Below are 7,901 nucleotides of genomic sequence, written 5' to 3'. Positions count from 1 at the left end.
AGAAGAAGGAGGAAAAGCCGCCGGAGCCGGCTGCCAGGGAGCCAGAGCTGGTGCCCGAGCCCGTGCCGGAGCCGTCCGTGGCGCCGGCACCGGAGCCGGCGGCTTCCGAACCCCAGGCCGCCGCCTCCGCGCCTGTCGCCGCCGCGAGTGCGCCCGAGGCCGCCGCGAGCGCCCCTGCCGCAGCGGCTTCCACCGCCGATGGAACCGCGCTCGAGCAGTGGCCGGCCGACACCCGCCTGACCTACGACGTGGTCGGCGAGTACCGCGGCCCGGTCACCGGCGCCGCACACGTGCAGTGGCAGCGCGAAGGCAGCCGCTACCAGGTGCGGCTGGACGTCACGATCCGCGTCGTGGTGCCGATCACGCAGACGCTCACCAGCCAGGGCGAGGTGACCCCCGCGGGGCTGCTGCCGCAGGCCTACGAGGAGGCGCGCACCGGCGGCAAGCGGCGGGTGACGCGCTTCGGCGAGCAGGTGGTGATGCTGGACCGCGGCTTGACCGTGCCGCGGCCGCCGGGCGTGCAGGACACGGCCAGCCAGTTCGTGGAACTGGCGCAGCGCTTCGCCACCGGCAAGGACCTGCTGGAGGTCGGCCGCACGGTGCGGGTGTGGCTGGCGCGCCCGGGCGGCGTGGACGAATGGATCTACGACGTCACAGAGCGCCAGGTGCTCTCGCTGCCGCTGATGGGCGACGTGGAGACCTTCCACCTGAAGCCGCGCCCGCTGGTGAACCCGCGCGGCAACATCACCGCCGAAATGTGGTTCGCGCCCAGCCTGCAGTACCTGCCGGTGAAGATCCGCGTGCTCATGGGCGACGAGGCCTGGCTGGATCTCGTCGTCGAGCAGATCGACCAGCGGTGAACTACAGCCGGCGCTGGTCCACCACCCGCTTCGCCTTGCCCATGCTGCGCTCGATGCCGCCCGAGGGCCGCACGTCGATGCGGGCGGTGGTGCCGATGTAGACCTTGATCTCGTGCGCCAGCCGGTCGGCGGCGGAGCGGACATCCTCGTGCTCCGGTGGCAGGCCGGCGCCGGCCTCGACGGCGACCGTCAGGTGGTCCAGCGGGCCCTCGCGCGTGAGGATGCACTGGTAGTGCGGCGCCAGCACCGGCTGCTTGAGGATCAGCTCCTCGATCTGGGTCGGAAACACGTTGACGCCGCGCACGATCATCATGTCGTCGCTGCGGCCGGTGATCTTCTCCATGCGCCGCATGGTGCGCGCGGTGCCGGGCAGCAGGCGGGTGAGGTCGCGGGTGCGGTAGCGGATGACCGGCAGCGCTTCCTTGGTGAGCGTGGTGAATACCAGCTCGCCGAACTCGCCGTCCGGCAGCGGCTCGCCGGTCTCGGGATGCACGATCTCGGGATAGAAGTGATCTTCCCAGATGGTCGGGCCATCCTTGGTCTCGAGGCACTCGTTGGCCACGCCGGGGCCGATCACTTCCGACAGGCCGTAGATGTCCACCGCGTCGATCGCCAGGCGATCCTGGATCTTCTGCCGCATGTCGTTGGTCCAGGGCTCGGCGCCGAAGATGCCCAGGCGCAGGCTGCATTCGCGCGGCTCCAGGCCCTGGCGCTCGAATTCATCGGCGATCGCCAGCGCGTAGCTGGGCGTGACCATGATGATGTCGGGCCGGAAGTCGTGAATGAGCTGCACCTGGCGCTCGGTCTGGCCGCCGCCGAAGGGCACCACGGTGAGCCCCAGCTTCTCGGCGCCGTAGTGCGCCCCGAGCCCGCCCGTGAACAGGCCGTAGCCGTAGCTCACGTGCACCAGGTCGCCGGGCCGCGCGCCGGCGGCGCGGATGCTGCGCGCCATCACGTGCGACCAGGTCTCGATGTCGTTGCGCGTGTAGCCCACCACCGTGGGCTTGCCGGTGGTGCCGCTCGACGCATGGATGCGCACGCACTGCGCGCGCGGCACGGCGAACATGCCGAAGGGATAGTTCTCGCGCAGGTCCGACTTGGTGGTGAAGGGGAACTTGCGCAGGTCCGCCAGGCTGTGCAGGTCGTCCGGGTGCACGCCGGCCGAATCGAACTTGCGCCGGTAGGCCGGCGCGTTGCGGTACGCGTGCCACAGCGAGGCCTTCAGGCGCTTGAACTGCAGCGAGCGCAGCTCGTCGACGCCGGCCTTCTCGATCGGCTCCAACGGAAAAGCGCTCATGTGCCCTCCGGAATCACCGTGCCCTGGATGCTCGTGCTCTTGCCGCGGAAGACGGCGATCACCTCGCCGCGCTGGTTGGTCACGCGCATGTCGTAGACGCCGTGGCGGCCCTGCAGCACCTGCTCGGTGCCCTCGCAGGTGAGCACGTCGCCCAGGTGCGCGGGCTTGAGGAACTCGATGCTGCAGCCGGCCGCCACCGTCACCTTGTTGTGGCTGTTGCAGGCGTAGGCGAAGGTGGAATCTGCCAGGGTGAAGATCAGGCCCCCATGGCAGATGCGGTGACCATTGAGCATGGGCTCGCGCACCGTCATGCGCATGCGCGCGCGCCCCGGCTCGCAGGCCAGCAGCTCGATCTGGAGGAAATCCTTGCAGGCCGCATCGACGGCGTACATGGCCTCGCCCACGCGGGCGGCCAGGGCGGCGGGGGTCAGCATGCGGTCTTCATTCCCCCTTGAACTGCGCCGGGCGCTTCTCGAGGAAGGCGGTGACGCCTTCGAGGTAATCGTGGGTGCGGCCCAGGGCCGACTGCGTGGCGCGCTCCAGCTCCAGCTGCGCATCGAGCTCGTTGCTGGCGGCAGCGCGCAGCAGCTTGCGCGTCTGCACCAGGGCGGCGGTGGGCATGGGGGCCAGGCGCGCGGCCACTTTCAGCGCGGCCTCGACGCAGTCCTCGCCTTCGGGCGCCACGTCCCAGATCATTCCCCACTCCTTGGCCTCCTGCGCGCCGAGCTTGTCGCCCAGCAGGGCGCAGCCCATGGCGCGCGCGAGCCCCAGCTTCTTCACCAGGAACCAGGAGCCGCCGGCATCGGGGATCAGGCCGATCTTGCTGAAGGCCTGGATGAACACGGCGGAAGGCGCCGCGATGGCAAGGTCGCAGGTCATGGCCAGCGAGGCGCCCGCGCCCGCGGCCACGCCGTTCACCGCGGCGATGGTGGGCACGCGCAGCTCCATCAGCTTGCGCACCGTGGGGTTGAACAGCTGCTCGATGATCGGGCCGGGGTCCGCCCGCTCGATGCGGTTGGGCCCGGGACTGAGGTCGAACTCGGACAGGTCGGCGCCGGCGCAGAAGCCGCGGCCGGCGCCGGTGATCACCGCGGCGCGGATGGACTTGTCCGCCGCGATGCGATCGAGCGCGGCGCGCAGCTCCTCGTGCATCGCGCGCGTGAAGCTGTTGAGCGCCTGCGGGCGGTTCAGCGTGATCAGGGCGACGCTGGCGCGCGTCTCGAACAGGACGGTGGCTTCGCTCATCGGGGTCTCCTTCCCGACCGTCGAATCTAGCACCCGCGCGGCGCGCGGCCGGGCCATGGTTTCCCTTGGTTATAGTTGCCCCAACCTGAGAAGCTGTGAACGAATGGCTCGCACCCGCGCGAGCCTCATTCGAGACCGCTGATCGGCAACGATCGCGTCCCGGCTCGCCCTTCGGGCCGGAGCGCCTCAGGGCGCAGTCGGGCGTTGCGGTCCTTGTCCAGGCGGCCAGCCTGGACTGCGGACCGCGCCTACGCCTGCGCCCTGATGCACCCCGTCGCGGGCACGATCCATTCATTCACAGCTTCTGAGGAGATCGCGATGGCCTACGAACTGATCGAAGTGCGGACCGAGGCGGGCAAGGTGGGCGTGATCACGCTGAACCGCCCCAAGCAGCTCAATGCGCTGAACAACCAGCTGATGGACGAGCTCGGAGCGGCGCTGAAAGCCTTCGATGCCGACGACGCGATCGGCTGCATGGTGATCACCGGCAGCGAGAAGGCCTTCGCGGCCGGCGCCGACATCGGCGCGATGGCGACCTACGGCTTCGCCGACGTCTACAAGGGCGACTACATCACGCGCAACTGGGAGACGATCCGCAGCATCCGCAAGCCGGTGATCGCGGCGGTGAGCGGCTTCGCGCTGGGCGGCGGCTGCGAGCTGGCGATGATGTGCGACTTCATCATCGCGGCCGACAACGCGAAGTTCGGCCAGCCCGAGATCAAGCTGGGGATCATCCCCGGCGCCGGCGGCACGCAGCGCCTGCCGCGCGCCATCGGCAAGGCCAAGGCCATGGACATGGTGCTGACCGGCCGCATGATGGACGCCACCGAAGCCGAGCGCGCCGGCCTCGTGAGCCGGGTGGTGACGCTCGACAAGCTGATGGAGGAAGCCCTGGGCGCGGCGCTGCAGATCTGCGAGTACTCGCAGCTGGCGGTGCTGGCGGCCAAGGAGTCGGTCAACCGGTCCTACGAAGGGGCGCTGGCCGACGGCGTGATGTTCGAGCGGCGCCTGTTCCACGCCCTGTTCGCCACCGAGGACCAGAAGGAAGGCATGGACGCCTTCGTGAACAAGCGCAAGGCGCAGTTCAAGAACCGCTGACCCGTGCAGGCCCGCCCGGGTTTTGTCTATAATCGCTCTTCTTTGGCGCTTTAGCTCAGTTGGTTAGAGCGACGGAATCATAATCCGCAGGTCCGGGGTTCGAGTCCCTGAAGCGCCACCAGATCCGAAAAGGTCCGTCCAGTCCATGACTTGGCGGGCCTTTTCATTTCGGGGAACTACCTGGGAGATCCGCTTCGGCCGTCGTTCCCGCCCTGAAGGGCGGCAAGCCGAGCGAGCAGCTGCGGCAGGTCCGTCTGCACCGTGCGCCAGACGATGTCGGCCTGCAGATCGAAATAACCGTGCGCAATGCGATTGCGCATGCCGCGCATGCTCTGCCAGGGAATGTCGGGGTGGGGCTCGACAAACTCGGGGTAGCGATCCATGAGTCTCGTCGCGGCTTCTCCGATGATCACGAGGCTCATGATCACGGCGAGTTGCGTGCGCCTGTCGGCGATGAATTCGTCTTGCGAGAGACCCGTGACGAAGCCGCAGGCGTCCGTCGCTGCCTGTCGAATGTGTTCGAGGTAGTCCGGAAGCTTCGGGTCGCTCAAACCGGCTGCGCCTCCGCCAGCACCCGGTCGCGAAACTTGACCGGCAGATCGCCCGGGATCAGCAGATCGACGCTCACGCCGAGCAGGTTCTCGAGTTCGACCTGCAGGCCGCCAAGATCGAACAGGGTGGCATCGGGCAACTCGTCGACCAGGATGTCGATGTCGCTGTTGTCCGTGTCGGTGCCATGCAGGACCGAACCGAACACGCGCGGGTTCCTGGCGCGGTAGCGGCCAACGACTTCCCGGATCGCGGCACGGTGCAGCTTCAGTGCAGTAGAGGGCTTCATGCCTGCCGAAAAGTATACGGTTCCCGCGAGCGCGCGGGGCGGCGCAAATTACCCCGGCCGCCCATCCGCCCGCGGCTCGCCCAGCCAGCGGCCGTGCCGCAGGGCCCACGTTCCCGCAACGATCAGCCACCCTGCCGCCGCGACGGGCAGCGCGACGAAAGCGGCCGACGGCCACAAGGCTGCAAGAAGGCGCGCAACCACAGTCACCTGCAGCAACGCGTTCAACCGCCGCGCCACCCGGTCGATCGCCTGCGAGCGGCCGCTGTGGGTGGCGCTGACGCGCGTCACCATTGCCAGCATCGTGCCGCCCATGTAGCCCAAGGTCAGCGTGTGCACGCCCGCCATGGCCAGGCGGAAGGAAAACGCACTCTCCACGACCGGCAGCCAGGACAGGGCCAGCAAGCACAAGGCCGCATCCCACCACAGAAGCGGCCGGAACAGCATCGCCACCATCGGTTGCCGCAGCGGCGGCTTTCCGATCCAGCGCAGCGACAGGCGCAGGCTCAGTCCTGCGACGACGGCCAGGTGCAGCGCCAGCAGCCAGCGCGAGGCCGCAAGCCCATCGAGCCAGGGGCCGGCCAGCGCCGCCGCGCCCTGCACCAGCGGCACCGAGGCCAGGGCCCACAGCGGCCAGTCCGGCCAGCGCGCATCCAGCCACGGCCAGGCGCCCTCGCCCAGGAAAGGCAGCATGCGGTGCGAGACGACCACGAAGACCACGGCCACGCCCCACCACAAGCCCGCGCGCACGATGCGCTCCAGCGCATCGGCCCGGCCCAGCGCCAGCGCAAGGGCCGATCCGGCCAGGCAGGCCAGCATCGCGACGGCGGCGGCTGCGACCGCCTTGGCGTGCCGGCGGTCCTCCTCCGTGCTGAGCGCCACCAGGCGCAGCATGCGCCAGGCGAGCAGGCTCCACGCGCAAGCTGCGACCGCCAGGCCCGCGGCTGCGAGCCCCGCGCCGGCATGGAATCCCGCCAACGCCAGCGCCCAGCCGGCGCTGAAGATCGCCACCGGCCAGCGCAGCACGCGCGCATCGACCGGCGGCCGGCGCAGCCAGTTGGGCCCGGCCGTGAACATGAAGCCGGTAATGAACAAGGGCATCGGCCCGAGGGTGAACCACAGGCCGTGGGCGGCAGAGGGCGGGATGCGCCAGGACCAGGCGAGGCCCAGCGCCGGCGCGAACTGCCAAGCCGCCCACCACAGCGCGGCCAGCGCCCAGTGAACCCCGGCCCAGAAGAAGCAAAGCTTGTGGGGCGCCGACAGCAGCGCCGCGGCGCGCCACGTCGGCATGCGGCGATTCTAGGTTCGCCGCGCCCGAATCCGAACTCAGACCGCCATCGCCTTCACGTCCCGCAGCAGCGCCTGCGCGTCGTCGCCCACCGCCTGGTCCAGCATCGGGTACATCATCTGCTCCTCCTTCACGTTGTGCGGCTGGAGGATGTCGAGCAGTTGCTGCGTGGCGCGCCGGAAACCGGCGCCGTCCTGCGCGCCCGCGGCCTGTTCCATCGCGGCGAGGATCGGCTGCATCTGCTCGTGCTCGACGCGCATCTGCTGGCTGGGCCCGCCGCCCCGCATGCCGGTGCGCTCCTCGAAGGCCGGGAACAGCACATCCTCCTCCATCTCGATGTGGCGGCGCAGGCGCTGCAGGAACTCGCCGCCTTCGCGCTGCATCGCGCCCCAGTCGCCCGCACCGGCGGCCGTCACGGCGCGCGCGGCAAAACCGTCGATCAGGACGTGGTCCTGCTCCATGTAGCTGGTGATCGATTCCATCTCGTGTCTCCTCGTTCTGGCCGTGGCTTCAGGAATGCTGCAGCTGGTCCAGCTTGGGGCTGATGCCGGCCCAGTGGGCCGCATCGGGCAGCGGATCGCGCCGCTTGACGATGCTGGGCCAGTCGCGCGCCAGTTCGGCGTTCAGGGCGATGAACTGGCGCTGGTCCGACGGCACGTCGCCGTCGGCGTAGATCGCGTTGGTGGGACAGGCAGGCACGCAGGCCATGCAGTCGACGCACAGCTCCGGGTCGATGACCAGGAAGTTGGCGCCTTCGCGGAAGGCGTCCGCGGGGCAGGCCTCGACGCAATCCGTGTGCTTGCAGTTGATGCACGCTTCGGTGACGACGTGGGTCATGGCTGGCTCCAGGTTGTCGCGGAATGGGGAGCGTCAGGCCACCGCCCGCTCCGGCGCGGCGGGCGGCTTGGCCTTGACGACGACGACCGGGCATTCGCCGGCCTCGCCGCAGGGTTCGAAGCGCTTGCGGGTGGCGGCCATCGCCGACCAGCGCCGCACCGCCTGCATGTTCTGGGTCTGCCCGAGCTGGGCGGCCGTCGGCGGGATGGGCTTGCCTTCGACCAGCAGCTTCTCCGCCCGCCGCAGCCCGAGGTAGGCCGCGCCGTAGGCGCCATTGAGCTGGCCCAGGCCGTTGGGCGCGACGTGGAACTTCTCGCCCAGCGCCTCCTCGAGCGCCCGCACCATCGCCTCGTTGCGCGTCATGCCGCCGGTGAGCATGTAGCCCGGCTCCAGCCCGACCCGGCGCATCAGCTGGATCGCCCGTCCGCCCAGCGAGACCAT

General features: G+C 69.7%; 10 protein-coding genes, 1 tRNA gene and 1 pseudogene. 3 read left to right on the top strand and 9 right to left on the bottom strand.

Annotated elements, in window-relative coordinates; all coding sequences use genetic code 11:
* A partial coding sequence (locus VFM98_RS04795; RefSeq protein ID WP_325108756.1) for a DUF3108 domain-containing protein occupies positions 1 to 860 on the top strand: 860 nt, incomplete at its 5' end.
* A 1-nt stretch (position 861) separates the two neighbouring features.
* Here the strand turns inward: VFM98_RS04795 and paaK are convergent.
* From paaK to VFM98_RS04780, 3 genes are read right to left on the bottom strand one after another with little or no spacing between them, the layout of a single operon-like run.
* Positions 862 to 2,157: a phenylacetate--CoA ligase PaaK gene (gene paaK / locus VFM98_RS04790; protein ID WP_325108755.1), complete on the bottom strand. Its 1,296-nt coding sequence runs from the start codon at positions 2,155 to 2,157 to the stop codon at positions 862 to 864.
* A complete protein-coding gene (gene paaI / locus VFM98_RS04785) occupies positions 2,154 to 2,591 on the bottom strand; it encodes a hydroxyphenylacetyl-CoA thioesterase PaaI (RefSeq protein WP_325108754.1) in 438 nt (145 codons plus the stop codon). The genes paaK and paaI overlap by 4 nt, the downstream gene beginning before the upstream one ends.
* A 7-nt stretch (positions 2,592 to 2,598) precedes the next feature.
* Positions 2,599 to 3,402: an enoyl-CoA hydratase-related protein gene (locus VFM98_RS04780; RefSeq protein WP_325108753.1), complete on the bottom strand. Its 804-nt coding sequence runs from the start codon at positions 3,400 to 3,402 to the stop codon at positions 2,599 to 2,601.
* Between the two features lie 318 nt (positions 3,403 to 3,720).
* Here VFM98_RS04780 and VFM98_RS04775 point away from each other — a divergent pair, with 318 nt between their 5' ends.
* Both VFM98_RS04775 and VFM98_RS04770 read left to right on the top strand, forming a co-directional pair.
* On the top strand, positions 3,721 to 4,500 hold the full coding sequence (locus VFM98_RS04775; protein ID WP_325108752.1) for an enoyl-CoA hydratase: 780 nt from the start codon (positions 3,721 to 3,723) through the stop codon (positions 4,498 to 4,500).
* 44 nt (positions 4,501 to 4,544) lie between these two features.
* Positions 4,545 to 4,621: transfer RNA gene (locus VFM98_RS04770), tRNA-Met, on the top strand.
* 55 nt (positions 4,622 to 4,676) lie between these two features.
* Here VFM98_RS04770 and VFM98_RS04765 read toward each other — a convergent pair.
* The 6 genes and pseudogenes from VFM98_RS04765 to VFM98_RS04740 all read right to left on the bottom strand — a co-directional run.
* A complete protein-coding gene (locus tag VFM98_RS04765; RefSeq protein ID WP_325108751.1) occupies positions 4,677 to 5,051 on the bottom strand; it encodes a DUF86 domain-containing protein in 375 nt (124 codons plus the stop codon).
* Entirely contained in the window at positions 5,048 to 5,338 is a 291-nt protein-coding gene (locus VFM98_RS04760; RefSeq protein WP_325108750.1) for a nucleotidyltransferase family protein, read from the bottom strand. The genes VFM98_RS04765 and VFM98_RS04760 overlap by 4 nt, the downstream gene beginning before the upstream one ends.
* A gap of 48 nt (positions 5,339 to 5,386) precedes the next feature.
* Complete coding sequence (locus VFM98_RS04755; protein ID WP_325108749.1) at positions 5,387 to 6,625, bottom strand: NnrS family protein; 1,239 nt, start codon at positions 6,623 to 6,625, stop codon at positions 5,387 to 5,389.
* A 36-nt stretch (positions 6,626 to 6,661) separates the two neighbouring features.
* A complete protein-coding gene (locus VFM98_RS04750) occupies positions 6,662 to 7,105 on the bottom strand; it encodes a hemerythrin domain-containing protein (protein WP_325108748.1) in 444 nt (147 codons plus the stop codon).
* Between the two features lie 28 nt (positions 7,106 to 7,133).
* The gene (gene fdxA, locus VFM98_RS04745; RefSeq protein ID WP_325108747.1) at positions 7,134 to 7,460 is read right to left on the bottom strand and encodes a ferredoxin FdxA; all 327 of its coding nucleotides are present in this window, start codon (positions 7,458 to 7,460) and stop codon (positions 7,134 to 7,136) included.
* A 33-nt stretch (positions 7,461 to 7,493) separates the two neighbouring features.
* Positions 7,494 to 7,901: pseudogene (locus VFM98_RS04740) on the bottom strand (hypothetical protein); the annotation flags it as partial.

The organism is Ramlibacter sp., from assembly GCF_035706265.1.
Classification (GTDB): domain Bacteria; phylum Pseudomonadota; class Gammaproteobacteria; order Burkholderiales; family Burkholderiaceae_C; genus Ramlibacter.
Note: the sequence above shows the minus strand (reverse complement) of the source record. Positions and strands in the feature narration are given on the sequence as shown.